This window comes from Nocardia sp. NBC_01503 (genome assembly GCF_036327755.1).
In the GTDB taxonomy this organism is placed as follows: domain Bacteria; phylum Actinomycetota; class Actinomycetes; order Mycobacteriales; family Mycobacteriaceae; genus Nocardia.
Genome location: NZ_CP109596.1, coordinates 2,928,547 through 2,954,305 on the forward strand (window position 1 = coordinate 2,928,547; position 25,759 = coordinate 2,954,305).

At 67.4% G+C, this 25,759-nt stretch carries 24 protein-coding genes and 1 riboswitch; of the genes, 17 read left to right on the forward strand and 7 right to left on the reverse strand.

Going from position 1 to position 25,759, the window contains the following annotated elements; genetic code table 11:
* Positions 1-62: 62 nt before the first annotated feature.
* Positions 63-1,454 (reverse strand): FAD-dependent oxidoreductase, encoded by a 1,392-nt coding sequence (locus OHB26_RS13115; protein WP_330184443.1) that lies wholly within the window; start codon positions 1,452-1,454, stop codon positions 63-65.
* Positions 1,455-1,743: 289 nt separating this feature from the next.
* On the opposite strand from OHB26_RS13115, the gene OHB26_RS13120 reads away from it, so the two are divergent.
* The 5 genes from OHB26_RS13120 to OHB26_RS13140 all read left to right on the forward strand — a co-directional run bounded on the left by OHB26_RS13120 (position 1,744) and on the right by OHB26_RS13140 (position 5,447).
* Positions 1,744-2,181 (forward strand): Rv0361 family membrane protein, encoded by a 438-nt coding sequence (locus OHB26_RS13120; RefSeq protein WP_330184444.1) that lies wholly within the window; start codon positions 1,744-1,746, stop codon positions 2,179-2,181.
* Between the two features lie 370 nt (positions 2,182-2,551).
* A riboswitch (SAM riboswitch) is annotated at positions 2,552-2,667 on the forward strand.
* Between the two features lie 14 nt (positions 2,668-2,681).
* Positions 2,682-3,104 (forward strand): rhodanese-like domain-containing protein, encoded by a 423-nt coding sequence (locus OHB26_RS13125; protein ID WP_330184445.1) that lies wholly within the window; start codon positions 2,682-2,684, stop codon positions 3,102-3,104.
* Positions 3,101-4,315: an O-succinylhomoserine sulfhydrylase gene (locus tag OHB26_RS13130; protein WP_330184446.1), complete on the forward strand. Its 1,215-nt coding sequence runs from the start codon at positions 3,101-3,103 to the stop codon at positions 4,313-4,315. The genes OHB26_RS13125 and OHB26_RS13130 overlap by 4 nt, the downstream gene beginning before the upstream one ends.
* 47 nt (positions 4,316-4,362) lie before the next feature.
* A complete protein-coding gene (locus tag OHB26_RS13135; RefSeq protein ID WP_330184447.1) occupies positions 4,363-5,004 on the forward strand; it encodes a type 1 glutamine amidotransferase family protein in 642 nt (213 codons plus the stop codon).
* Positions 5,001-5,447 carry a MarR family winged helix-turn-helix transcriptional regulator gene (locus OHB26_RS13140; RefSeq protein WP_330184448.1) on the forward strand — a complete coding sequence of 149 codons (447 nt, stop codon included), beginning with the start codon at positions 5,001-5,003 and terminating at the stop codon, positions 5,445-5,447. The genes OHB26_RS13135 and OHB26_RS13140 overlap by 4 nt, the downstream gene beginning before the upstream one ends.
* Positions 5,448-5,460: 13 nt before the next feature.
* Here OHB26_RS13140 and OHB26_RS13145 read toward each other — a convergent pair whose 3' ends face one another.
* Positions 5,461-6,219 carry an HAD-IIA family hydrolase gene (locus tag OHB26_RS13145; protein WP_330185625.1) on the reverse strand — a complete coding sequence of 253 codons (759 nt, stop codon included), beginning with the start codon at positions 6,217-6,219 and terminating at the stop codon, positions 5,461-5,463.
* Positions 6,220-6,524: 305 nt separating this feature from the next.
* Between OHB26_RS13145 and fgd the strand changes: the two genes are divergently transcribed.
* The 3 genes from fgd to OHB26_RS13160 all read left to right on the forward strand — a co-directional run bounded on the left by fgd (position 6,525) and on the right by OHB26_RS13160 (position 11,122).
* The gene (gene fgd, locus OHB26_RS13150; RefSeq protein WP_330184449.1) at positions 6,525-7,532 is read left to right on the forward strand and encodes a glucose-6-phosphate dehydrogenase (coenzyme-F420); all 1,008 of its coding nucleotides are present in this window, start codon (positions 6,525-6,527) and stop codon (positions 7,530-7,532) included.
* A gap of 241 nt (positions 7,533-7,773) precedes the next feature.
* Complete coding sequence (gene pta / locus OHB26_RS13155) at positions 7,774-9,852, forward strand: phosphate acetyltransferase (protein WP_330184450.1); 2,079 nt, start codon at positions 7,774-7,776, stop codon at positions 9,850-9,852.
* A 52-nt stretch (positions 9,853-9,904) separates the two neighbouring features.
* Entirely contained in the window at positions 9,905-11,122 is a 1,218-nt protein-coding gene (locus OHB26_RS13160; RefSeq protein WP_330184451.1) for an acetate kinase, read from the forward strand.
* Between the two features lie 189 nt (positions 11,123-11,311).
* On the opposite strand, the gene OHB26_RS13165 is transcribed toward OHB26_RS13160, so the two are convergent.
* The 3 genes from OHB26_RS13165 to OHB26_RS13175 are packed head-to-tail and all read right to left on the reverse strand — an operon-like array spanning position 11,312 to position 15,997.
* Positions 11,312-13,723, reverse strand: a complete 2,412-nt coding sequence (locus tag OHB26_RS13165) for a serine/threonine-protein kinase (RefSeq protein WP_330185626.1) — start codon at positions 13,721-13,723, stop codon at positions 11,312-11,314.
* Positions 13,686-14,669 (reverse strand): glutamate ABC transporter substrate-binding protein, encoded by a 984-nt coding sequence (locus OHB26_RS13170; protein WP_330184452.1) that lies wholly within the window; start codon positions 14,667-14,669, stop codon positions 13,686-13,688. The genes OHB26_RS13165 and OHB26_RS13170 overlap by 38 nt, the downstream gene beginning before the upstream one ends.
* Positions 14,666-15,997, reverse strand: a complete 1,332-nt coding sequence (locus tag OHB26_RS13175; protein ID WP_330184453.1) for a hypothetical protein — start codon at positions 15,995-15,997, stop codon at positions 14,666-14,668. The genes OHB26_RS13170 and OHB26_RS13175 overlap by 4 nt, the downstream gene beginning before the upstream one ends.
* A 132-nt stretch (positions 15,998-16,129) precedes the next feature.
* Between OHB26_RS13175 and OHB26_RS13180 the strand changes: the two genes are divergently transcribed.
* The gene (locus OHB26_RS13180) at positions 16,130-16,795 is read left to right on the forward strand and encodes an NUDIX domain-containing protein (RefSeq protein WP_330184454.1); all 666 of its coding nucleotides are present in this window, start codon (positions 16,130-16,132) and stop codon (positions 16,793-16,795) included.
* 4 nt (positions 16,796-16,799) lie between these two features.
* Entirely contained in the window at positions 16,800-18,980 is a 2,181-nt protein-coding gene (locus OHB26_RS13185) for a molybdopterin-dependent oxidoreductase (protein WP_330184455.1), read from the forward strand.
* A gap of 6 nt (positions 18,981-18,986) precedes the next feature.
* Here OHB26_RS13185 and thiE read toward each other — a convergent pair whose 3' ends face one another.
* Positions 18,987-19,691, reverse strand: a complete 705-nt coding sequence (gene thiE, locus OHB26_RS13190; RefSeq protein ID WP_330184456.1) for a thiamine phosphate synthase — start codon at positions 19,689-19,691, stop codon at positions 18,987-18,989.
* A 291-nt stretch (positions 19,692-19,982) separates the two neighbouring features.
* Here thiE and thiO point away from each other — a divergent pair, with 291 nt between their 5' ends.
* The 7 genes from thiO to OHB26_RS13225 all read left to right on the forward strand — a co-directional run bounded on the left by thiO (position 19,983) and on the right by OHB26_RS13225 (position 25,488).
* Positions 19,983-21,224, forward strand: a complete 1,242-nt coding sequence (gene thiO / locus OHB26_RS13195) for a glycine oxidase ThiO (RefSeq protein ID WP_330184457.1) — start codon at positions 19,983-19,985, stop codon at positions 21,222-21,224.
* Complete coding sequence (locus OHB26_RS13200; RefSeq protein ID WP_330184458.1) at positions 21,221-21,406, forward strand: hypothetical protein; 186 nt, start codon at positions 21,221-21,223, stop codon at positions 21,404-21,406. The genes thiO and OHB26_RS13200 overlap by 4 nt, the downstream gene beginning before the upstream one ends.
* Entirely contained in the window at positions 21,403-21,615 is a 213-nt protein-coding gene (gene thiS / locus OHB26_RS13205; protein ID WP_067571380.1) for a sulfur carrier protein ThiS, read from the forward strand. The genes OHB26_RS13200 and thiS overlap by 4 nt, the downstream gene beginning before the upstream one ends.
* A 4-nt stretch (positions 21,616-21,619) precedes the next feature.
* Complete coding sequence (locus OHB26_RS13210) at positions 21,620-22,372, forward strand: thiazole synthase (RefSeq protein WP_330184459.1); 753 nt, start codon at positions 21,620-21,622, stop codon at positions 22,370-22,372.
* 100 nt (positions 22,373-22,472) lie between these two features.
* Positions 22,473-23,417: an ABC transporter ATP-binding protein gene (locus OHB26_RS13215; protein WP_330184460.1), complete on the forward strand. Its 945-nt coding sequence runs from the start codon at positions 22,473-22,475 to the stop codon at positions 23,415-23,417.
* Positions 23,417-24,178 (forward strand): ABC transporter permease, encoded by a 762-nt coding sequence (locus tag OHB26_RS13220; protein ID WP_330184461.1) that lies wholly within the window; start codon positions 23,417-23,419, stop codon positions 24,176-24,178. The genes OHB26_RS13215 and OHB26_RS13220 overlap by 1 nt, the downstream gene beginning before the upstream one ends.
* 542 nt (positions 24,179-24,720) lie before the next feature.
* Positions 24,721-25,488, forward strand: coding sequence for an adenylate/guanylate cyclase domain-containing protein (locus OHB26_RS13225; RefSeq protein WP_330185627.1), 768 nt, complete (start codon positions 24,721-24,723; stop codon positions 25,486-25,488).
* Between the two features lie 6 nt (positions 25,489-25,494).
* On the opposite strand, the gene OHB26_RS13230 is transcribed toward OHB26_RS13225, so the two are convergent.
* Complete coding sequence (locus OHB26_RS13230; protein ID WP_330184462.1) at positions 25,495-25,650, reverse strand: hypothetical protein; 156 nt, start codon at positions 25,648-25,650, stop codon at positions 25,495-25,497.
* Between the last annotated feature and the right edge of the window lie 109 nt (positions 25,651-25,759).

A 25,759-nucleotide genomic window follows, 5' to 3' on the forward strand; every position in this document is an offset into this window, starting at 1 on the left:
TCACAACGGTGACAAGTGCGGAAGACCTTGTCCACCTGTCGGATTGGGCCAGGTCAGGTAGGTCAGGAAACCTTGTCCGGTTCGCTGGCGCGGAGCATGTCCTCGCGCTCGACGACCTTCACCCGCTCGCGGCCCTCGGGCTCGCCCAGGGCGCGCTCGTGCGCGTCCAGGCGGTACCAACCGGCCCAGGTGGTGAAGGGGACGCCCTTGTCCTCCAGGAACTTGGTGACCGCGTCCAGCTCCGGCTCGGCGGCCGGGGTGAAGTTCGCGGCATCGTCGAGCAGGCAGGCGATGGTCTCATTGGCATCGCCCTTGGTGTGGCCGATGAGGCCGACCGGGCCGCGCTTGATCCAGCCGGTGACATAGGTCTGCGGCATGAAGCGGGCCGCACCGTCGGCGTTCTCGTCCAGCAGGACGCGTCCGGCCTCATTGGGCACGGTGCCGGCCTGATCGTCGAACGGCAGGGCCGGGATGTTCTGCGACAGGTAGCCGACCGCGCGGTACACGGCCTGCACGTCGAAGTCCTTGAACTCGCCGGTGCCCTTGACGTTTCCGGTGCCGTCGAGGGCGGTGCGCTCGGTGCGCAGGCCGACGACCTTGCCGTTCTCGCCGAGAATCTCGGCCGGGTTCTCGAAGAAGTGCAGGAACAGCTTGTGCGGGCGGTTGCCCACATCGCGGATGGCCCACTGCTCGAGGGTGTTGCAGATCATGTCGACCTGCTTGGAGTGCCGACGTGCGGCCTCCGAACCCTCGTCGTAGTCGATGTCCTCGGGGTCCACGATGACCTCGATGGTCGGCGAGTGGTCGAGTTCGCGCAGTTCCAGGGGGGTGAACTTGGCCTGGGCGGGACCGCGGCGGCCGAACACGTGCACCTCGAGCGCCTTGTTCTGCTTGAGGCCCTCGTACACGTTCGGCGGGATCTCGGTGGGCAGCAGCTCATCGCCGGTTTTGGCGAGTACGCGCGCCACATCCAGGGCCACATTGCCGACGCCGAGGACGGCGACCTTCTCGGCCTCGAGGGGCCATTCGCGCGGGACGTCCGGGTGGCCGTCGTACCAGGAGACGAAGTCGGCCGCGCCGTAGGAGCCGTCCAGGTCGATACCGGGGACCTCGAGTGCGCGGTCGGCGTTGGCGCCGGTGGAGAAGATGACCGCGTCGTAGAAGCGCTGCAGGTCTTCCAGGTTGATGTCGACGCCGTAGTCGATATTGCCGAGCAGGCGGACCTGGTCCTTGTCGAGCACCTTGTGCAGGGCGGTGATGATGCCCTTGATGCGCGGATGGTCCGGGGCGACGCCGTAGCGAATCAGACCGAACGGTGCGGGCATCCGCTCGTACAGGTCGATGCTCACGTCGGCATCGGATTTCATCAACGCGTCCGCCGCGTAGATGCCGGCCGGGCCTGCGCCCACGATCGCAATGCGTAGCGGGCGGGTCGCTGCACTCTGTTCGGTCATTCTTGGCGCACCCTTTGGTTGAACTATGTTGCCGTCAAGTCTCAGCCGTCTTTCTTAGCTTAGGCTAAGTTGACGCACTTGCTTCGGGTAGCCCCTCGTTGGAATCCCCGAAGCTGCAGCGTTGCTGCGTGGTATCGCTATTCCCGTTTTCGCGCGGGGAATTGTGCCGATTCTATCGGTGGGAGGAACCCCCGCCCGCGCCGGTGCCGGTGAACTATGCGAACGCCCGGTATCGCGGCGCACCGGTGTCGCCATCGTTCTCCCCACCCCGACCGGGCATGATCGAGCCATGAGCGACGCCGACGACCAGCACATACGGATCGATCAGAGCAGTACCCGCAGTCTGCTGCCCTTCCTGGTGGCGGCGGGCGTGCTGGTGCTGGTGATCGTCGGAATCGTGGTCGCCGCCCTGGTCTCGCCGGTTGAGAAGAATGTCACAGATTCCGACCGCCTCAACCTGGCCGCCCGCAAGTTCCTCCAATCCCGCAGCGCCACCGGCACACTCGACGACCGCGTGGTGTGCTCGGGATTCGACGAGGCGCGCTCCCCGCTCGCACCCGCCAAGGCCGGTGACGGCACCACCTTCGACTTCGTGAACCTCACCGATCCCGCGGTGACCGGCGATAAGGCGACCGCCCAGGTCACCTCCAAGGTCGCCGACAGGGAATCGACCTCCACCTGGCACTTCACCCGCGACGATTCCCGCTGGCTGGTCTGCAACCCATAACCGCATCCACCTGCATGTTCGTGGCCCGCCCCCGGTTCTGGACTGAGCGGAGCGGGGGAGCGCAGCGGAGGAGCGGAGGGAGGGAAGAACCGGGGTCACAGGGCCACGAACCGCCGCAGCGCAGCGAAGGCAAATTAGACACAGCGCCCCGCAGCGCGGCGAAGGCGATTGGCGACACCATCGGGTACGCCCTGGTGTTCGTGGCCCGCCCCCGGTTCTGGACTGAGTGGAGCGGGGGAGCGCAGCGGAGGAGCGGAGGGAGGGAAGAACCGGGGTTACAGGGCCACGAACCGCCGCAGCGCAGCGGAGGCAATTAAACACAGCACAGATGGTTTGACAGCGGACCCTTTTTTCGGTCAATCTCAACGCAGGTCATGAGTATCAGCGCCAAGCCCCGGCTGGCTGGTCGGCAACCCTCCTCCGCGGTGGGGTGCTCCGGGTGACGACCTGGCCGCGCATCGGGCAACGGTGCGGCAAGTGCGGATTCACAGGAGGTCGAAGTGAGCTACGCGGGCGATATCACGCCGAAGCAGGCGTGGGAGTTGTTGCGTGACAATCCGGATGCGGTGCTGGTGGATGTCCGCACCGAAGCCGAGTGGCGATTCGTCGGAGTCCCCGACACCAGTGGTATCGGCCGGCCGACCGCGCTGATCGAGTGGGTGGACACCAGCGGCACCCCGAACGCGCGCTTCGTGGATCAGTTGAAGCAGGCCCTGGGCGAGCGCGAATCGGATTCGCAGGCGCCGGTCATCTTCATCTGCCGCTCCGGCCAGCGCTCCATCGGCGCGGCCACCGCGGCCACCGCCATCGGCCTGTCGCCGTCCTTCAATGTTCTCGAGGGTTTCGAAGGCGCGCTCGACGCGCAGGGACACCGCGGCAGCGAAGGCTGGCGCGCCGATGGTTTGCCGTGGAGGCAGTCATGATCACCGGTGGTTCGTTCGAGCGGCCATTGCCCGAGGGCGTCGGCCCGGCCACGCTGGGTGTGCGCGGTGGACTGCGCCGCTCCGGCTATGACGAGACCTCCGAGGCGCTGTTCCTCAATTCGGGTTTCGTCTACGAGAGCGCCGAGGCCGCCGAGGCCGCGTTCACCGGCGAGATCGAGCATTTCGTGTACTCGCGCTACGGCAATCCGACGGTTGCCATGTTCGAGGAGCGACTGCGCCTGATCGACGGTGCGGAAGCGTGTTTCGCCACCGCGAGCGGTATGTCCGCGGTGTTCACGGCGCTGGGCGCACTGCTCAAAGCCGGTGACCGGCTGGTGGCCGCGCGCAGCCTGTTCGGCTCCTGCTTCGTGGTGGCCAATGAGATTCTGCCGCGCTGGGGTGTGGAGACCGTCTTCGTCGACGGTGAGGATCTGGCGCAGTGGGAAGAGGCGCTGTCGGTGCCCACCCAGGCGGTGTTCTTCGAGACCCCGTCCAATCCGATGCAGTCGCTGGTCGATGTGCGCGCGGTCTGTGATCTCGCGCATGCCGCGGGCGCGAAGGTGGTGCTGGACAATGTCTTCGCCACCCCGCTGCTGCAAAAAGGCTTCGAGCTCGGCGCGGATGTGCTGGTCTACTCCGGTACCAAGCACATCGACGGTCAGGGCAGGGTGCTCGGCGGTGCGATTCTGGGCTCGCGGGAATTCATCGATGGCCCCGTGAAAAACCTTATGCGCCATACGGGTCCGGCATTGAGCCCGTTCAATGCGTGGACCCTGCTCAAGGGTTTGGAGACCATGCCGCTGCGCGTGCGTCAGTCCACCGAGTCGGCTTTGCGCATCGCGGAGTTCCTGGAGCAGCATCCGGCCGTGGCGTGGGTGAAGTACCCGTTCCTGAAGTCGCATCCGCAGTACGAGCTGGCCACGAGTCAGATGTCCGGCGGTGGCACCGTGGTGACCTTCGAGTTGAAGTCCGCGCCCGAAGCGGGCAAGAAGCGTGCCTTCGAGGTCCTCAACGGTTTGCGCATTATCGATATCTCCAACAATCTGGGCGATTCGAAGACCCTGATCACCCATCCGGCGACCACGACGCACCGTGCCATGGGCCCGGAAGGCCGTGCCGCCATTGGTCTTTCGGATGGTGTGCTGCGGATTTCGATCGGTCTCGAGGATGTCGAGGATCTGCTGGGCGATCTGGATCAGGCACTTAGCTGAACTAACGATCGTTGACAGCATCCTGTCATATTTGACAGGATGCTGTCATGACGAAAACAGTGCATCTCGCCGTGTACGACACCTTCTCCGACTGGGAGACCGGATTCGCCACGGCGCATATCAACCGTGAACTCTGGCATCGCGAACCCGGTGCGTGGCAGGTCCGAACCGTCGGCGCCACAACCGATTCCGTGATCTCCATGGGAGGTATGCGGGTCACCCCCGATATGGCGCTCGCGGATCTCTCCCCGGCCGACAGTGCCATGTTGATCCTGCCCGGCTCGGCCACCTGGGAGACCGGTGCCCTGGCCGCCTTCGCCGAGAAGGCGCGCGAATTCCTCACCGCCGGAGTCCCGGTGGCAGCCATCTGCGGCGCGACCTTCGGGCTGGCGAGCGCGGGACTGCTCGATGATCGACCGCACACCAGCAATGCGGCGGAATATCTTGCCATGAGCGGATATTCGGGTGGCGAGCGTTTCGTGTACGAACCCGCCGTCACCGACGGCGACCTCATTACCGCGAGCGGCACCATGCCGGTGGATTTCGCTCGCGCCATCCTCGGGCGGCTGGAAGTCTTCGAGCCGCGCATCCTGGACGCCTGGTACCGGCTGTACGGGCAGAACGACCCGGCCGGATTCTTCGCGCTCGCCGAATACGAGGAGAGTCGCGCGGCGGCGAACGCCTCATGAGCCGTAGCGAACAGGATCTCTTCAGTACGGCGGCGATCACGTCGTTCAAGCTGAACGGCCAATTCCTCACCATCGCCGAGGAATTGGCCAAACCGGCGGGGATCACCGCTGCCTGGTGGCAGGTGCTGGGCGCGGTGCTGCACGAGCCGCTGCCGGTGGCGGGGATCGCCCGGGAAATGGGCATCACCCGGCAAAGCGTGCAGCGCATAGCGGATCTGTTGGTGGACAAGGGTTTCGCCGAATACCGGCCGAACCCGCTGCATAAGCGCGCCAAACTCGTCGCTATCACCGAGGAGGGTCATGACGCGGTGCGGCGCATCACCCCGCAGCACTCGAAGATGGCCGCGCGGCTCACCGCCGAGCTCGGGATCGAGCAGTTCACCCGGATCGTGGATTCGCTCGCGGCCTTGTCGGCCGCGCTCGAAATCCTCGAATCCGAGTAAACCGCAACGTCTTTCAGAGGTCGAACGGTGCCTTGGTCTTGCCGACCAGTTCCGCCACCGAGTGCAGAATGGCGGTCGGGCGGTATGGGTACTGCTCGACGGTGGCCTGGGTGGAGATGCCGGTGGTCACCAGAATGGTGCGCATACCCGCCTCCAGACCGGAGATGACATCGGTGTCCATCCGGTCGCCGATCATGACGGTGGACTGCGAATGCGCGTTGATCCGGCGCAGTGCCGACCGCATCATGAGCGGATTGGGCTTGCCCACGTAGTACGGCTCCTTGCCGGTGGCGCGGGTGATGAGCGCCGCGACCGAACCGGTGGCCGGCAGGATGCCCTCGCGGGACGGTCCGGTCGGGTCCGGGTTGGTGGCGATGAAGCGCGCGCCCGCCGAGATCAGGCGAATGGCGGTGGTGATGGCTTCGAACGAGTAGGTCCGGGTTTCGCCGAGCACCACGTAGTCCGGATCGCTGTCGGTGAGGACGTAGCCGATTTCGTGCAGTGCGGTGGTGAGCCCGGATTCGCCTACGACATAGGCGGTTCCATTGGGCCGCTGATCCCGGAGGAAGGTCGCGGTGGCCAGCGCCGAGGTCCAGATGGATTCGACGGGAATGTCGAGGCCGGTGTGTCGCAGCCGCGCCTGGAGATCACGCGCGGTGTAGATCGAATTGTTCGTCAACACCAGGAAGGGAATGTTGTTGTCGCGCAGTTCGGCCAGGAATTGGTCCGCGCCCGGCACCATGTGGTTCTCGTGCACGAGGACGCCGTCCATGTCGGTGAGATAGGACAGGATCGGTTCTTCGATAGAGGTCACGGAGGCAATTGTCCGCTATCGGACGCGCGTTGGGTGGCAAGAGGGTCAATTCGTCCTACCATCTGGTCGGTTCGTACACCGTCCACCGGAACGCCGCTCGCGGAATACCAGCGGTCACACCCCGGTTCGCCGATGTGGGTGCGACCCCCGCCACATCGCTGACTAGGGTGCGAAGTAAGCCGTGAATCGGGCACATGTCCGGACGGCAGTGCGGGAGGTTGACCCGCACAACCCAAGCGCAACAAGGCGACAGGAGTGGCGCGGTGAAGGACCTCAAGCTCGGATACAAGGCGTCCGCGGAGCAGTTCGGCCCCAGGGAACTGGTGGAGATCGCGGTGGCGGCCGAACAGCACGGTATGGACAGCGCGACGGTGAGCGATCACTTCCAGCCGTGGCGGCACAATGGCGGGCACGCCCCGTTCTCGCTCGCCTGGATGGCCGCGGTGGGCGAGCGCACCGAGCGCATCATGCTGGGCACCTCGGTGCTGACCCCGACCTTCCGCTACAACCCCGCGGTGATCGCACAGGCCTTCGCCACCATGGGCTGCCTGTACCCGGAGCGCGTCATGCTGGGCGTCGGCTCCGGTGAGGCGCTGAACGAGATCGCCACCGGCTACCAGGGCGAATGGCCGGAGTTCAAGGAGCGTTTCGCGCGCCTGCGCGAATCGGTGGATCTGATGCGCGCGCTGTGGACGGGTGATCGCGTCGACTTCGACGGCGAGTACTACCGGACCGTCGGCGCGTCCATCTACGACGTGCCCAAGGGCGGTATCCCGGTGTACATCGCGGCCGGTGGTCCGCTGGTGGCCCGGTACGCGGGTCGCGCGGGCGACGGTTTCATCTGTACCTCCGGCAAGGGTATGGACCTCTACACCGAGAAGCTCATGCCCGCGGTCGCGGAGGGCGCGGCGAAGGTCGGCCGCACCGTCGAGGACATCGATCGGATGATCGAGATCAAGATCTCCTACGACACCGATCCCGAACTGGCGCTGGAGAATACGCGCTTCTGGGCCCCGCTCTCGCTGACCGCCGAGCAGAAGCACTCCATTACCGATCCGATCGAGATGGAGGCCGCCGCGGACGCGCTGCCGATCGAGCAGATCGCCAAGCGCTGGATTGTCGCCAGCGATCCGGACCAGGCCGTGGAGCTGATCAAGCCGTACCTGGACGCGGGCCTGAACCACCTCGTCTTCCATGCCCCCGGCCACGACCAACCGCGCTTCCTGGACCTCTTCAAGCGGGACCTGGCCCCCAGATTGCGCGCCCTGTAAACCACACATTCAAGGTTCGCGGCCGTCCCGGTTCTGGACTGAGTGGAGCGGGGGAGCGAAGCGGAGGAGCGGAGGGAGGGAAGAACCGGGACTTCAGGGCCGCGAACCCGCCCGAAGCGAAGCGGAGGGCAGAAAACACAGTCGCGAACCCGCCCGCAGCGAAGCGGAGGGCAGAAGATACAGCGCCCGCCCGCAGCGCAGCGGAGGGCAAATTAGACACCGGTCGGTAGGCTCTCGGACTATGGCTGCCTCACCGGTTTCCAGTGTGTACATCGCGTCGCCCGAGGGCGACACCGGCAAGTCCACCGTGGCCCTGGGCGTCCTGCAGGCGCTCGCCGCGACGACACCGCGAGTCGGGGTGTTCCGGCCCATTACGCGCTCGGCGACCGAACGCGATTACATCCTGGAGCTGCTCCTCGAGCACTCCACCGCCGACGACGATTACGACCAGTCGATCGGCGTCACCTACGAACAGGTGCACGCCGATCCGGACGCCGCCATCAGCGAGATCGTCATGCGCTATCACGCCATGGCCAAACAGTGCGATGCCGTGCTCATTCTGGGCAGTGATTACACCGATGTCGCCAGCCCCAGCGAGCTGCGTTTCAATGCCCGCATAGCGGTGAATCTCGGTGCGCCCGTTCTGCTGGTGGTGCGCGGCGCCGAGCGCACGCCGACCGAACTGGCGCAGCTGGTGGAGTTGTGCCGCACCGAATTGGTGGCCGAGCACGCCAAACTGGTCGCGGTGATCGCCAACCGCTGCGATCCCGATCAGATCGAGGCCGATACCGCCGCATTGGCGAAGGCCGTCGCCGTGCCGTCCTGGACGCTGCCCGAGGTGCCGCTGCTGCAGGCCCCCACCATGGATGAGCTGTGCCAGGCCATCGACGGCGAAATCTACAGTGGCGACCCGGAATTGCTCCAGCGCGAAGCCCTCAGCGTGATCATCGGCGGAATGACCACCGAGCATATTCTGGAGCGGCTCACCGACGGCGTCGCGGTCATCACCCCCGGTGATCGCTCCGATGTGCTGCTCGCCCTGGTGAATGCCCATGAGGCGGAGGGTTTTCCGTCACTGGCGGGCATCATCATGAACGGCGATATGCAGCCCGCGCCGTCGATCGCCCGACTGATGGCGGGGCTCAAGCCCAAGCTGCCGATTCTCTCGACCGCGCTGGGTACCTTCGCCACCGCCAAGGCCGCGGCGCGCACCCGCGGCCGGGTCTCGCTCTCCAGTATCCGCAAGGTGGATACCGCGCTCGCGCTCATGGAGGAGCGGGTGAACGCGCGAGAGCTGTTGCAGCAGATCGAGATTCCGATTCCGAATATCGTGACCCCGCAGATGTTCGAGTATCAGCTCATCGAGCGCGCCCGTTCGGACCGCAAGCGCATCGTGCTCCCGGAGGGTGATGACGACCGTATTCTGCGGGCCGCCGGAAGGGTATTGCAGCGCAAGATCGCCGATCTCACCATTCTCGGTGACGAGGCGGCCGTGCGCGGTCGCGCCGCCGAACTCGGGGTGGATATCGAGGCCGCCGAGGTGCTCGATCCCAAGACCTGTCCGCTGCGCGACGAGTTCGCGCAGGAGTATGCCCGGCTACGCGCGCACAAGGGTATGACGGTGGACCGCGCCCGCGAATACCTCGGTGACATCTCGTATTTCGGCACCATGATGGTGCATATGGGTGTCGCCGACGGCATGGTGTCGGGCGCCGCGCACACCACCGCGCACACCATCCGGCCCTCGTTCGAGATCATCAAGACCATGCCGGGGGTCGCCACCGTCTCCAGCGTGTTCCTCATGTGCCTGGCGGATCGGGTGCTGGCCTACGGTGACTGCGCGGTGGTCCCGGATCCGACCTCCGAGCAACTGGCCGATATCGCGATCTCGTCCGCGCGCACGGCCGCCCAGTTCGGCATCGATCCGCGGGTGGCCATGCTGTCCTACTCGACCGGTGTATCCGGCTCCGGCGTGGATGTCGAAAAGGTGCGCACCGCAACCAAACTCGTACACGAGCGGGAACCGGAGCTGCTGGTGGAGGGTCCGATCCAGTACGACGCCGCCATCGAGCCGACGGTGGCGCGTACCAAAATGCCGGATTCGGCGGTGGCCGGGCAGGCGACGGTCTTCATCTTCCCGGACCTCAATACCGGTAACAACACCTATAAGGCGGTGCAGCGCAGTGCCGGCGCCGTGGCCATCGGCCCGGTATTGCAGGGCCTGCGTAAGCCCGTGAACGATCTCTCGCGCGGCGCGCTGGTCGCCGATATCGTCAATACCGTTGCCATCACGGCCATTCAGGCGCAGCAGACCGCATGATCGAGTCAGGCCTGGAGGCGGCAGCTTGTGTAACCACGCAAGGCCCTCGCTCATGCGGAAAGGAGACAGCGAAGTGAAGGTCCTGGTGATCAACTCCGGATCGTCTTCGATCAAATACCAGCTGCTGGATCCGGATTCGGCGCAGGTGGTCGCCGCCGGGGTGGTGCAGCGGATCGGCGAACCCGTCGCCGAGGGCTCGCCGAGTATCGAACATCAGAGTGACGGAAAGACTTACGAGCACGACGGTGAGGTGCCCGATCACGCCGCCGGACTGCGCCTGGTCTTCGACCTCTTCGCCGAGAGCGGGCATGATCTGGCCGATGCGGGCCTGCGCGCGGTCGGGCACCGGGTGGTGCACGGCGGTGAGGTGTTCTACGAGCCGACACTCGTCACCGATGAGGTGCTCGAGGCCATCTCGCAGCTGTCCGCGCTCGCGCCACTGCATAATCCGGCCAATGTGGTGGGTATCGAGAGCGCCCGCGAACTGCTACCGGATGTTCCGCAGGTGGCGGTCTTCGATACCGCGTTCTTCCACGGCTTGCCCGCCGCCGCCAAGACCTACGCCATCGACGCGAAAGTCGCGGCCGCACATGGTGTCCGGCGGTACGGCTTCCACGGCACCTCGCACGAGTACGTCTCCGGGCAGGTCGCCGAATTCCTGGGCCGGGATCGCGCCGAGCTGAATCAGATTGTGCTGCACCTGGGTAACGGCGCCTCCGCCTCCGCCATTCGCGGCGGTAAGGCGGTGGACACCACGATGGGCCTGACCCCGCTCGAGGGTCTGGTCATGGGAACCCGCTCCGGTGATCTGGATCCCGGGATCATCTTCCACCTGATCCGCACCGCGGATATGGATGTGGACGATGTGGATGCCCTGCTCAACCGGCAATCCGGTATCAAGGGCCTGGCCGGTGTGAACGACTTCCGCGAACTCGGCCGTCTCATCGAAACCGGTGATGCCGCCGCACAACTGGCCTTCGATGTCTACATCCACCGCCTGCGCCGCTATATCGGCGCGTACCTGGTGGAGCTGGGCCGGGTGGATGCCATCACCTTCACCGCCGGTGTGGGCGAGAACGACGCCAAGGTCCGGGCGGCGGCGCTGGCCGAGCTGGAGCGCTTCGGTATTCGGGTCGATCCGGCGCGCAATACCGCGAAAGATCGCTCCGCCCGGTACATCTCGCCCGAGGGCGCGGAGGTGGCCGTGTTGGTGGTGCCCACCAACGAGGAGCTCGCCATCGCGCGCGCGGCCGCCCGTCTGGTCGGTTGACCCGCGCCGCACGGCTTCACGAAAACATCACGATGGCCCTGCCGGAGTGGTACTCGGATCCACTCCCGAAGGGACCCCGGAACCCGTGTCGCATACGCACAGCCGCGGTAGGTACTGACCCTCCCTCGCCAGTTCCTGCTACCTCTCGGCTGCCCCCGAAGGACAGCTGCGGCACCGGGATTTCCGGTGTCAGAACCAGGATTTGGCCCGCACCGCGTTGGCCAGGTCGACGAGTGCGTAGCGATGGGTGCGGCCGGGAGCCGATCGCGCCAGCCCGCGCAGACCGGTCTCGATACCGCGCCGCAGCTCACGTTCGTTGAACTGCGCTCCGAATAGCTCGGCGGCAACGGATTTCGGGGTGTGTCCGGCCTGCAACCAGCCCAGCGCGGTGCCCAGCACCAGGATGCGCAGTTGTGCGGTGCGGCTCTCGCCGGGCGGTAGCGCCTGCACCCGTACCGCGGCCAGATACAGCGTGGCCTCCTCGAGCGCCTCGACGGGAGCGCTGGTGAGCAGTATGAGCACCGCTGTCATCCGAGCCTCGGAGTAGTGCCGGGAGGCGGGCGGTACCTCGTCGAGCGCGTGTACGGCGTCCGCGGTGCGACCGGCGGCGGCCAGTTGCCGGGCCAGGCCGAAGGCGGCGCTGACCACGCCGCGGTCGGTGCGCCAGACGGTGGCGTAGTACTTCTCGGCGTAGGCCCGCCACTCCTCGGGCTCCGGTGAATCCCAGTGCTGCAGAATGAGCTCCGCGGTGGCGGCGAGCGCGAGTTTGGGCGCGATCTCGCCCGGAATGGCCTCCAGGACGGCGTCGAAGCGGGCGAACGCGCGCTCGTAATCCTGTTCCAGCAGTTCGGCCATGCCGAGATACCAGTCGGCGCGCCAGTCCTCGGAGGGCGGCTCGTCGGTTCCGGTGAGCCGCCGCAGCAGCATGCGGGCGGCGGCCGGTTGCTCCAGATCGAGGTGGGCACGGGCCTCGGCGAGGGTGACCTCCAGCTCGAAAGTCTCCGGCGCGCCGCCGGGTTCGGCCGCCGCGCGCTGGCGGGCGTGCCGCAGTTCGTCGAGGGCGTGCCGGGCCTCGGGATGTGCCGCGCCCGCCAGCAGCGGTGCGGACGCATCGGTCGGATCGACCAGCGGTACCGGTAGCGCGGCCACCACGGCGCGCGGACTCAACAGGGTGCCGCGATTGATGCCGTCGATGATGCCGTCGGTCTGCGCCACGAACTCCTCGGTGCCGAAGCTGGTGCGCGGGGGGCTGAAAAGCGTTGACAGCTGCGGATGTTCTTTACCGGTCTCGACCGCGAGAATCTCGCGCAGTACGCCGGTGAGCTGACCGCCGAGCAGTCGCGCCGAGGCGAAGCGGCGGTCCGGGACGGGATCGGTGGCGCGCAGCAGCAGCCGGTGGAAGAACTCGTGCCGGGCCAGTACCGGCTGATCCTCGGCCGCCGGAATGCCCTCACGGTACGCGCCCTTCGCCATCGGCAGATTCAGCGTGAGCACGGCCAGGGTGCGCCCGACCGTATAGATGTCGGAGGCGATGGTGGGTCCGGTCTGCGGAATCTCCGGAGCCTGAAAACCCCTGGTGCCGTAGAGGTTTCCGTACGCCTCGAAGGGGGCGGTCGCACCCAGGTCGATGAGCTCCACCCGATCGGTGGTGACCATGATGTTGTCCGGTTTGAGATCGTTGTAGGCCAAGCCCACCGAGTGCAGATAGTCCAGTGCCGGAAGGATTTCCAGCACGTAGGCGATGGCCTCGGCGATCGGCATCCGCTCCGGGCGCACATGCTGTTCGAGTAGATCGCGCAGGGAGTGACCGCCGACGTACTCCATGACGATGTAGCCGACGGGGGAGCCGTCCGCGCCCGGATGCTCGACGAAGTTGTGGATCTTGACGATGCTCGGATGCACGACCTCGGCGAGGAATTGCCGCTCCGCCACGGCCACCGCCTGCGCCTCGGCGTCACCGGCGTGCAGCAGGCCCTTGAGCACCACCCAGCGATCGCTGACATTGCGGTCGATGGCCAGGTAGATCCAGCCGAGTCCACCGTGCGCGATACAGCCCTGGATCTCGTACTGTCCGGCCACCCGATCGCCCTGATGCAGTGACGGCCGGAAATCGTAAGGCGCACCGCAGGTTTCGCAGGTGCCCGCGGTGGCCGCCGGATGCGCGGCGGTGGCGCGGCCGACCGGTTTCCCGCAGCGCCAGCAGAATCTGCGCCCCTCGGCCACCACCGGATCGGCGAGCACCTCCGCCTCCGGGTCGACCGGTTCCACGGCGGGAATGGGCACCAGTCCCGCGCCGAGTCGCCGCACCACCGGTCGCGGCCGGGACATGCGCGCGGTCCGCTGCGAGGGCCGGGTGGGTGTGCGCACCTCGCCCTCGGAACTGCCCGAATTCCCCTGCGCGCCGGTGGATTCGCTGGATTCGGGCGCGGCGGGATGTTCGGTCGCCTGTGTGATGGGTCCTTCGTCGCCCTGCTCGAAGCGTTCGGTGACCTGGGTCGGCGGGCCGTCGTCGCCCACCCGCTCGGTGGCGCGGGTGGCGTCCGGTTCCTCGGGATCCGTCATCTCAGTCCTGGTACCTGGGCTGCGGCGGGATGGCGGCATCACCGAGTTCGGCTGCCAGCCAACGGTGATAGAAGCGGTTCCAGCTGCCGTCGGTGCGAATGCGCTCCAGGGTGCCGTTGACGAAGCGCACCAGATCGTCCGAGCCCTGTGAGATGCCGATGCCGTACTGCTCGGTGCTCAGATTCGGACCAACCACCTCGGTGGCCGGATCCTGTACCGCCAGGCCCGCCAGCACGGTGTCATCGGTGCTGACGGCGTCGACCTGCCGCTGCTGCAATACCACCAGGCAATCCGCCCAGCTGGGCACCGTGAGAATCGAGACCGCGGGCTGTTGGATGCGAACCAGATCCAGCGAGGTGGTGCCGGGCACCACGCACACCCGTTTGCCCGCCAGATCGGCGAGTCCGTTGATGCCGGAGTCGCGGACGGTCAGCACCCGCTGATGCGCCTGCAGGTACGAGGTGGAGAAGGTAACCCGTTGCCGCCGTTCGCAGTTGATGGTCATGGTCTTCACCACGACATCCACGGTGTGCTCCTGCAGGGCCTTCTCGCGATCCGCCGAACCGAGAATCCGGTATTCGACGGAGTCGGGATTCCCGAGCAGATCGCGCGCCAGCTCCCGGGCGATATCCACATCGAATCCGTCCAGCGTGCCGGTGGTCGGATCGCGGAAGCTGAAGAGATTGCTGCCCGGATCGAGTCCGACGAGCAGTCGCCCGCGCGAGCGGATGGCATCGATATTCGGTGTGCTCGCACCGCCGCCCGGGCGCAGGCTCGCGGTCGGATCCCCGCAGTTCACCGCGGCGGGCGGCAGGGGTGCGTTCGCCTGTGCGGTAATGGCTCCCGAGGGCAGTGGCGGTTCGACATAGCTCGGCACCCGGGTCGACTGCGGTGCGGGCGCGTCCCCGTCCGCGCAGCCGGCGAGCGCCAGCGCGAGGACCCCCGCCACGGTGGCGGGTAGTAGTCGAATCAGGTCGCGGTTCATCGGTACTCCCGTAGTCGCGGCCACAGACCCGCCGCCACCAGTACGGCCGCCGCGGTGCTCAACACCAGTGCGCCCGGCGCCAGCAGGTCCAGGGTGCGGGCGGCGTGGGAGGTGTTGCTGCGCAGTTCGTTCCGGGTGTCGGTGATGCCACTGCCCAGCGCGCGGTCCAGGGCGTCCACCTGTGCGGAAGCCTCGTTCGCGCCCGGACCGGTGGCGACCGCGCCCGCACCGATGAAATCGCCCTTGGAGAGCGCGTCGTTCATCCGCTGATGCGCGGCTCGCCAGCGATCCAGTGCGGCGCTCGCGGTCTTCACCTCGCCCGCACCCGGGGCGTCCCCGCCATAGGCGGCGAAGATATCGCGCAGTCGGTCGGTGGCCTTGTCATAGGTGTTGTCGTATTCGGTACTGGTATCGCGCCGCACCAGTTTCAGGGTTTCGGCGGTGCGGGCCTGCTGGGCCAGGATGCGGCTCTCGGTGAGCGCCGCGGTGGGGACGCTGCCGCTGTCGCGGGAGTCGGTGGTGTCCACGGCGGAGATGAATCCGGCGACCACGGTCCAGCCGAGCAGCACCACCATGGTTCCGGTGGCCAGCAGCAGGCCGGGATTGAGCACCCGATGCCAGCGCCGGGACAGGAAAAGCTGCGCCGCGATCAGCGCCGCGACCGCCAGCAGCGGGGTCACGATGGCGGACCACGGCGGCCGCACATGATTGCGCTGGGTGGCGGTGATGGCGGCCGAGCGATGCTCCTGCAACTCCTGCGCCATGGGCAGCACGGTGCCCTGCATGAGATTGGACGCCTCGCTGAGATAGGCGGCGCCGAGCGGCAGTCCACTGCGATTGTCGGCCCGCGCGGTCTCCACAATGCCGCAGTAGACCGGCAGGCCGGTGGATATGCCGGTGCGCAGATGGGTATCGGCGTCGCCGCCGCTGCGATTGGACTGGGTGACCAGCTCCGCCGCCGCCTCGCCGACCGCCTGGTTGTAGCGGTCGCGCACGGCCTTGGGCTCCAGCCCGCCGGAGATGAACGCGGTACCGGCCGAGGCGTCGGCCACCGACAGCGAGGTGTACAGCCGCTGCGCCGAGTACGCATCCGGCTCGGCCTGATCCAAAAGCACGTCCAGGGCGTGCTGCCGGTCGTTCACCGCGCTCGCGGTGACCACCCCGGCGGCCAGGCACATACCCAGCAAAACCAATCCGACGGCAATCAATTTGGCCGGTGAGGAGTGCGCGAACAGGCGCATCTCGGTGCTCGAGAGCCGTTCCCGCACCGCTGCGGCGGCAGCTCGAGGGGACAGCTCGTCGAGCCGCAACTGCTCGGTGCGAACCATTTCACCTCCCACTGACCGAAACCGGACGATCGACTTGTCGATGTCGAATGAGCTTATTGTGGACGTACCTGTGCCGTGACGCGGGAACACCCGGAGGTCTGTGCGGCGCGGTCCGAGGATGGGATCGAAAGTATGCGTGGTGACGGCGACGGCTGGGCGGAGAGCCCCGATGGCACCCGCCAGTGGGGTCGTTTCGGAGCTGCCGGACTGTTGCTGCGCGCCCCGCTCGCCGATGGCGGGTCGGCGGTGCTGCTGCAGCATCGCTCGGCGTGGAGTCATCAGGGCGGCACCTGGGCGCTGCCCGGCGGTGCCCGGGATTCACACGAGTCGAGCGTGCGCGCCGCCGTCCGCGAGGCCGAGGAGGAGGCGGGCATCGTCGCCGGATCCATCCGGGTGCGGGCACAGCGGGTGACCGCCACCGCGGCCAGCGGCTGGACATACACCACGGTCATCGCCGACGCGGTCACCCGATTGCGCACTCGGGGGAATCCGGAGAGCACCGAATTGGCGTGGGTACCCGAGACCGAGGTCGATGCCCGCCCACTGCATCCCGGTTTCGCCGCCGCCTGGCCGCTGCTGCGCGCGACCCCCGCGCGGGTCAGTCTGGACGGTCTGGCGGATCCCGAGACGGTGGCGGCCGCATTGCCACGCACCCTGGAGATACCCGGCGCGGAGTTCCTCTGGCTGTGCTCGGACGGCAATGGCGATGCCCGCGCGGCCCGTATCGGGGAGGCCGAGTTGACCACGGATATGGCCGGAAATGTGTTGTACCTCACCCTGGCTCAGGTGTTGTCTTGAGGGCGTGAGCCAGCGTGAGATCCCCACGTACTGTCGAATCTGCGAACCGCTCTGCGGGCTGATCGCCACCGTCGAGGACGGGAAACTGGTGCGGCTGCGGGCGGACAAGGAGCATCCGCTCTCGAAAGGCAACGCGTGCCCGAAAGGTATCGCGTTCACCGAGATTCAGAATGATCCGGATCGGGTGCTGTATCCGTTGCGCCGCACGCCGGACGGATTCGAGCGGGTCACCTGGGACGAGGCCCTGGACGATATCGGCGCCCGGCTGCGCGCGCTCATCGCCGCTCACGGGCGGGAGAGCCTGGGCTGGTACTTCGGCAATCCGTCGTCGTTCTCGTACTCACATACGTTGTGGCTGGTGGGTTTTCAGCTCGCCGCCGGGCTGCGGCATGTGTACTCGGCCGGATCGCAGGACATCAACAATCGCTTCGTCGCGAGCGAACTGCTGTACGGGTCGTTGACCTCGGTGCCGGTCCCGGATCTGGACCGCACCGATTTCCTGCTCATGCTGGGCGCGAATCCCGTTGTGTCGCACGGTAGTGCGATGAGCGTGCCGCGAATTCGGGAGAAGCTCATGGCGATCACCAAGCGCGGCGGGCGCGTGGTGGTGGTCGATCCTCGGCGCACCGAGACCGCGCACCTGTTCGAGCATGTCGGCGTGCGGCCCGACGGTGACGCCTGGTTGCTCGCCAGCATGCTCCAGGTGATCTTCGCCGAGGGGCTCGAGGACGCGCCGGCGCTGCGCGCACAGGCCGCCGGTGTGCGCGAATTACGGGCTGCCGTCGAACGATTCACCCCGGAGTCGACCGCCGTGGTGACCGGCCTGGAACCCGATGTGGTGCGCACTCTGGCTCGTGACCTGGCGCGCGCGAACTCCGCCGCCGTCTACGGCCGCACCGGTACCTGCCTGGGCCGCCACGCCACGCTGGTGGCCTTCCTCATCGACGCACTGGCCGTTGTCACCGGAAATCTGGATACCCCCGGCGGCTCGGTCTTCGGTAAGGAGCTGGTGGCCGTCTCCCAGCTCAATGCCCGACTCGGTCTGATCAAATACGGTAAGAATCGCTCCCGCATAGGCGATTTCCCGGATGTGCTGGGCACCTTCCCCGCCGCGATCATGGCCAAGGAGATCACCACGCCTGGTCCCGGGCAGCTTCGCGCCCTGTTCACCTCGGCGGGCAATCCGGTCTCCTCGGTGCCCAACGGACGCGAGTTGTCCACCGCCCTGGCGCAACTGGACCTGTACGTCTCGATCGACCTGTACCGCAACGATTCCAACAGCACCGCCGACTACATCCTGCCCGCCACCACCTTCCTGGAGCGCGATGACATCCCGCTCCCGTTCACCGCGCTCGCGCCGACGCCGTACACCCAGTACACCGAGCGCGTTCTGGAGCCGTACGGTGAGGCGCGCGAGGAGTGGCGCATCATCGACGCCATCGCCACCCGAATCGGCGTGCAGCCCTTCGTGATCGGGCCCAAGGCGGCGGGCCGCCTACTGAGCCGCCTGCGCGGCCTCCCCGGTGGTCGCTCCGCGCGCCCCACCCCGCCCCTGCTGGTCGATCTGGCCCTGCGCACCGGCCCCTACGGTGATCGCTTCGGTCTGCGCCCCGGCGGCCTGAGCCTGAAGATGCTCCGCCGCCATCCGCACGGTGTGGTCCTGGCCGACTCCATCACCGCCGGTGTGCTGCGAGAAGTGGTGCAGCACAAGGACAAACGAGTCCACCTGGCTCCCGACGAAATCCGCACCGCACTCCGGGACCTGAACGCCGCTCCCGTCGACCCGTCCTACCCGCTGCGCCTGATCGGCATGCGCGAACTGAAGTCCCACAACTCCTGGATGCACAACTCCGAACTCCTGATGCGCGGCGACCGCGTCCAGGCGGCGCGCATCAATCCCAAAGACGCGGCGGTGGCGGGCATTTCCGACGGCTCCCGCTGCCGGGTGACCTCTGCCAACGGTTCGATAGAACTCACCGCCCGCCTGACCGAGGATATGACCGAAGGCGCGGTGGCCATCCCGCACGGCTGGGGCCACCGCGGCGGCTGGCGGCGGGCCAATGCCGCCGGTGGCGTGAATCCCAACGAACTCATGTCCACCGATCCGGCCGATATCGAACCCCTCGCGGGCATGTCCCACCTCAACGGCGTCCCGATCCGCCTGGACCCGGTACCGCAGGGCTGAAACCGCTCAGTTGGCGAGGTTGTCCAGCACCCGCTGCTTGAGCGCACGCGCCGCCGATTCCGGATCGCGGGCCTCGGTAATGGCCCGTACCACCACGATTCGGGTCGCACCGGCCGCGAGCACCTCGGGCAGGCGCTGATCGTCGATCCCGCCGATGGCGAACCAGGGGCGGGCGGTGAGCGATTCGGCGGTGGAGCGCACCAGATCCAGACCCGCGGGCTGCCGCCCCGGCTTGGTCGGGGTGGCGTACACGGGGCCGGTGCAGAAGTAGTCGATGTGCTCATCGATGGCGGCCAGCCCGGCCTGTGCGCGATTGTGCGTGGATCGGCCGATCACCACCTCGGGGCCGAGGATGGTGCGGGCGTACCAGGGCGGCAGATCGCCCTGGCCGAGATGCAGTACGTCCACACCCGCGGCCAGTCCGATATCGGCGCGATCATTACAGGCCACCAATGCCCCGTGCCTGCGTGCGGCGGCCTTCAACTCGGCGAGAGCGCCGAGTTCGGCCTTGGCCTCGAGCGGTCCGAATTCCTTCTCACCGGCCGAGCCCTTATCCCTCAATTGAATGATGTCGACGCCTCCGGCCAGGGCGGCGTCGGCGAAGGCGGCGAGGTCGCCCTTGTCCCGGCGGGCATCGGTGCACAGGTACAGGCGCGCATCGGCCAATCGCTCGCGCGGGGTGGCGGGCCGGTTCACGTGGGAGGGTTGCACGCCCCCGACGCTAGTCGCGCTACCGTTGGGACGAAACGGGCGGTGCGGTGAATTCCCGCCGCACCCCGATCCACGGCCCTGTGCGACCACGATCGGCTCGCGTCGGCCACGCGACCCACACCTGGCCGGACCGTCGACCCCGAAGTCCGCGTACGCGGGCGTGCGGCGTGGCACCGGGGAGACCCGGGCCGAGGCCGTGACGCCCGTGACCCGGGCCGCGTGCGGCGGCACAATGAGTTCGACCCCGCGCCGCGACGAGCGGCGCAAGAGATGCAGTGCGAGGTGGAAACGGTGCGGACCCTGGCCGTCGTGGGCGGCGGTGTGATCGGGCTTTCGGTGGCATGGCGTGCCGCCGAGGAAGGCTGGACGGTCACACTGTTCGATCCGGCGAGCGGATCGGGGGCCTCCTGGGTCGCGGGCGGCATGCTCGCGCCGCTGTCGGAGGGCTGGCCGGGGGAGTCGGCCGCCCTGGAGTTCGGCGCCGCCTCACTGGCGCGCTGGCCCGACTTCGCCGCCCGGCTGCGAGCGCTCACCGGTGCCGAACTCTTCACCGCCACCCGCACCCTCACCGTCGCCCTCGACGCTGCGGACGCCGCGGACCTGCGCACCATCGCGGACTGGTTGGACACCCAGGATGTGCCGTTCCTGCTCGGCGATCCCGGCGATGCTCAGGATCGGTTGCCGATCCTGCTGGATCGGGCCGGAGTGCGCGCCGCCGAACCCGGGCTGGCACGGACGGTCCGCGCCGGGCTGCTGTGCGCCGCGGAACCCGCGGTGGACAATCGTGCGCTGGTGACGGCACTGCGCGCGGCGTGCGTGGCCGCGGGTGTGGAATTCCGTGCCGTACAGGTGGTTTCGTCGGAGTCATCGAGCGCTGCCGGGGAACGGTCCACGAAATCCGCGCAAAGCCTGGGCGAGCTCCGGCACGATCGCATCGTGCTGGCGGCGGGCGCCGCCACCGCCGAATTGTGGCCCGGACTTCCCGTGCGGCCGGTGAAGGGCGAGATCCTGCGGCTGCGTCGGCGGCCGAGCGCGCCCCCGCCGCCGCAGGGCGTGATTCGTGCCCGGGTGCACGGCCGCCCCATCTACCTGGTCCCGCGCAGCGACGGAATCGTGCTCGGCGCAACCCAATACGAACAGGGCTTCGACACCACCGTCACCGTCGCCGGGGTACGCGACCTCATCAATGACGCGGAAGCCATCCTGCCCGGTATCGGCGAATACGAATTCGCCGAGGCCATCGCGGGTTCCAGACCGGGTTCCCCGGACAACCTGCCGTTGATCGGGTACCTCGACGATCGGGTGATCGCGGCAACGGGCCACGGCCGCAACGGAATTCTCGACACCCCGGTCACCGCGGACGCCGTACTGGCACTGCTCGCCGACACCGACCTCCCGCAGGCCCGGGCCGCCACCCCCACCCGCTTCGGCCGCGATCCGCGCCCCCTCACCCCCGCCGAGAGTCGCAGATTGGCCGAGAGCCTCCACCGAAACCCTTCCCCCACACCGCTTCCCCCCGGGGGAGCCCGATGACCGGCGGCGCCGTGTTCGAGCAGCTCTCCGGCACCGACCTCCGTGCGGTCCGCGCCACCGCGCCCGGTCGTCGTGCGCCGCTCGGTCCCCGCTCGCTCACCGCTGCCGAGCTGGACGCCCTGTCCGCCAACTACCGTCGGCGTGCCGCTGCTACGCCGCAGTCTCCAGGAGGAGCCCGATGACCGCAGTTCCCGTTGGTATCACCGTCAATGGTGCGGACCATGAATTCGCCGAGGCGCCGACGGTGCGTCAGGTGCTGGAGCAATTGAATCTGCCGTGTCAGGGTGTGGCGGTCGCGGTGGACGGTGCGCTGTTTCCGAAGTCGCGCTGGGATGAGCCGGTCGGGCGGGGCTGGGAGCTCGAGGTGCTGACGGCGGTGCAGGGTGGCTAGCGGGATGGATCCGCTGGTGATCGCGGGTCGCGAGTTCGGTTCGCGGTTGATCATGGGCACCGGCGGGGCGGACAATCTGGCCGTGCTGGAGGAGGCGCTGATCGCCTCGGGCACCGAGCTGACCACGGTCGCCATGCGCCGGGTGGACGCCGCGGGCGGTACCGGTGTGCTGGATCTGTTGAAGCGCTTGGAGATCGCCCCGCTGCCCAATACCGCCGGTTGCCGCACCGCCGCCGAGGCCGTGCTCACCGCACAGCTGGGCCGCGAGGCGCTGGAAACCGATTGGGTGAAGCTGGAGGTCATCGCCGACGAGCGCACCCTGCTCCCGGATGCGATCGAATTGGTCAGCGCCGCAGAGCAATTGGTGGACGACGGCTTCACGGTACTGCCGTACACCACCGATGACCCGGTGCTGGCCCGTCGCCTCGAGGACATCGGCTGCGCCGCCGTCATGCCGCTGGGCTCGCCGATCGGCACCGGCCTCGGCATCGGAAATCCGCACAATATCGAGATGATCGTCGCCGCCGCCGGTGTCCCGGTCATCCTCGACGCGGGTATCGGCACCGCCAGCGACGCGGCCCTGGCCATGGAACTCGGCTGCTCCGCGGTGCTGCTCGCGACGGCTGTCACCCGGGCCCGCGAGCCCGTGCTGATGGCGACCGCCATGGCCAATGCCGTCCAGGCCGGTTGGCTGGCTCGTCGAGCGGGTCGTATCCCCAAGCGTTTCTGGGCGCAGGCTTCCTCCCCGGCTCTGTGAACCCGGGTGCCCCCTCGGGGCTCGGGTCATCCTCGAGGGGGACGGGACGCGCGACCTCTGATCGATAGTGCGCGCGCACAACTTGAGGAAGACTGGTCCCATGATCGAACTGAGGGGCCTGACCAAACACTACGGGCAGACCGTCGCGGTGTCGGATCTGTCGTTCACGGTGCGTCCGGGGTTGGTGACCGGCTTTCTCGGCCCGAATGGGGCGGGTAAGTCGACCACCATGCGGATGATCCTGGGGTTGGACGAACCGACCGCGGGGACCGCGCTCATCGACGGTAAGCCGTACCGCGATTTGAAGCGTCCGCTGACCGAGGTCGGCGCGCTACTCGATGCCAAGTGGGTGCATCCGAATCGCTCCGCGCGTGCACATCTGCGCTGGCTGGCGGCGTCCAATGACATTCCGGCCGCACGTGTGGAGGAGGTGCTGCGGCTGGTCGGCCTCTCCGAGGTTGCCAATAAGAGCGCGGGTGGTTTCTCGCTCGGTATGTCGCAGCGGCTGGGTCTGGCGGGTGCGCTGCTGGGCGATCCGAAGGTGCTGCTGTTCGACGAACCGGTGAACGGCCTTGATCCCGAGGGCATTCTGTGGATTCGCCGTTTCATGCAGCGGTTGGCGTCGGAGGGCCGTACGGTGCTGGTCTCCAGTCACCTGCTGTCGGAAATGGCCCAGACCGCAGAGCATTTGATCGTTATCGGCCGCGGTCAATTGATGGCCGACACCACCACCAAGGATTTCATCGAGAAGGCGTCGGAACAGTCTGTGCGCGTGCGCAGTCCGCAGCTGGATCAGTTGCGCAGTCTGCTCACCGCCAACGGTATGACGGTGCGCGAGGCGGGCGCGGATGCCGACGGCGCGGCCCTGGTGGTCGCCGGTGTCACCTCCGATGTGGTCGGAAAACTGGCCGGTGCCAATGACATAACGCTCTTCGAGCTGTCGCCGCAGCGGGCCTCGCTGGAGGAGGCGTTCATGCAGATGACCGGTAGTGCGGTGGAGTACCACGGCGAAGGCTTCGACCAGGTGATGGGAGGTGCGCTCTGATGGGCGTGCTCGCAGCGGAACGAATCAAACTCACCTCGACCCGGTCGCCGTGGTGGTGCTCGGCAATCATCGTGCTGTTGGGTCTGGGCTTCGCGGCCTTGGTCGCGGCGGTGAATCGTTCACCGAAGGCCGATACCCCGCCCCTGCACGTGACCACCGTCGTGGGTGGTGTGAGCGGCTTCGGCGTACTGGTGCTGATGATCTTGGCGGCGCTCGCGGTAACGAGTGAATACCGCTTCGGAACCATTCGCAGCACATTTCTAGCAACCCCCGCCCGGGACAAGGTACTGCTCACCAAAGCGGTATTGATCGGAGCCTTCGGGGCGATCCTGATCGGCGTGCTGACCCTGCTGGCCTTCGTGCTGGCCAAGGTGATCAGCGGTTCGGCGGGCGGGGCCGAGCTGGTGCTCACCAATGCCGACAATGCCCGCGCCATCTACGGCGTCCCGATCTACGCCTTCCTGTCCGTGATGCTGGCCGTCGGTGTCGGCGTCCTGGTCCGGCAGACCGCCGCGGCCATCTCGCTCATCATCCTGTGGCCGACCGTGCTGGAGTCGCTGCTCAGCGCATTCGGCAGCTTCGGCCGCAATGTGGGAGCATTCATGCCGTTCGCGAATGCCGGACACTTCTACTCGGCGTCGGCGGACGCGGCCGGGTCGAACTGGCACTGGGGCCCGTGGGGCAGCCTGGTGTACTTCGCGGTGTTCGTCGGAATCGTGTTCGGAGCCGCACTGTTGGTGGTGAACAAGCGCGACGCATAGACCCTGCCCGGGGATGCCGCCGGCCACTGCCCGGTTCGGCGGCGAATATCGGCCCGATACGGAGATCTCCGTATCGGGCCGATATCGTTCGAAACGGTCGAGGAAACACTGTGTGAAATGTGTCAATTCCTCCCGGGAGCGCCTGGCGGGCCAAACTGGTCATCTGTAGCATCGGCCCAGCAACCAAAACACTCGTAACATCGGCGGGCCCAATGATGTGGCCGCTCGTACCGATCGGAAGGTGTCAGGTGGCAGTCATTAATCCATCCGGAGATCGAGCCCTGAGATACGCTCTGGGCGTGAGCGAACGACCCTCCGACGGCGGCGAGCGCGCATCCGACGCCTCTCGCTCGGAAGGATTGGGGACCGATCGCAACCGGTCGCGGGAGGCGAACGGGTCTCGTGCGCGTGAGTCGCGTGCACCCCGCATCGACCCCGACCTGGTGATCCCGCTGGTCCCGACCGAATCGGTCGACGAATCCCTCGACGACACCGATACCGCGCCCGGCCGCCGCCGCTTCCCCGGCGGGCAGCTTTCGGCGCTGGTCACCGCCGCCAATCAGCGCGGCGATCTCATCGGCCTGGTCCGCAAGGCCCGCGAAAACCTCCCCGGTGATCCGGCATTCGGTGATCCGCTCTCGGTCTCCGGCCCGGGTGGCGCCCGTGCCGTGGCGCGGGCCGCCGATAAGTTCGTCGGCGATTCTCCCAGTGCCGCACGAGAATTGGGGCTGGGTGCGCTGCAGGTCTGGCAGGCCATGCTGGAGCGGGTCGGCAGGGGCCGCGGCACCCAGGACGTGACCATTATGTTCACCGATCTGGTGGCCTTCTCCAGTTGGTCGCTGGCGGCCGGTGACGAGCGAACCCTGGAACTACTGCGCCGGGTGGCCAAGGCCATCGAGCCGCCGATCGCCGATCGTGGCGGTCAGGTCATCAAGCGCATGGGTGACGGTCTGATGGCGGTGTTCCCGTCCGCGGATCGCGCGGTGCGCGCCGCGGTGGCGGCCAAGGAGAATCTGACCGCCGTGAATATCGACGGGTATCGCCCGCAGATGCGCATGGGCCTGCACACCGGTACCCCGCGGGAGATCGGCGGGGACTGGTTGGGTGTCGATGTCACGATCGCCGCGCGGGTGATGGAGGCGGGCGGTAACGGCAACACCATGCTGTCCAATGCCACCCTGGACGCGCTCGGGCCCGAGACCCTGGAGGAGCTCGGTTTCGGTGTCAAGCCCTACCGGCGCAGTTTCTTCGCGGCCCCGCTCAGTGGTGTGCCTGAGGATCTGCGCATCTTCCGCCTCGAGGCCGAGTAGGACCGGCTAGATCAGATAGAGAATCGCGCCCGCTACCGCCAGCACTCCGGCAATGCCGAGTGCGATGGCGAGCGGGCGCAGGGTCTTCCAGGTCGAGTAGGCCCCGCCGAGGAGGAATCCGGCCAGGGCTAGCAGCACGATCACGGCGACGTCTTTGGACACGCCATCAGTCTGCCTGGTGACCCGCTCTGGGGGCTCTCAGGGGCCTGCGCCTCCGAACCCCCAACGGCAAATACCCCGCTGAGCTCCCGTTCGGGCAATTAACAAGCAC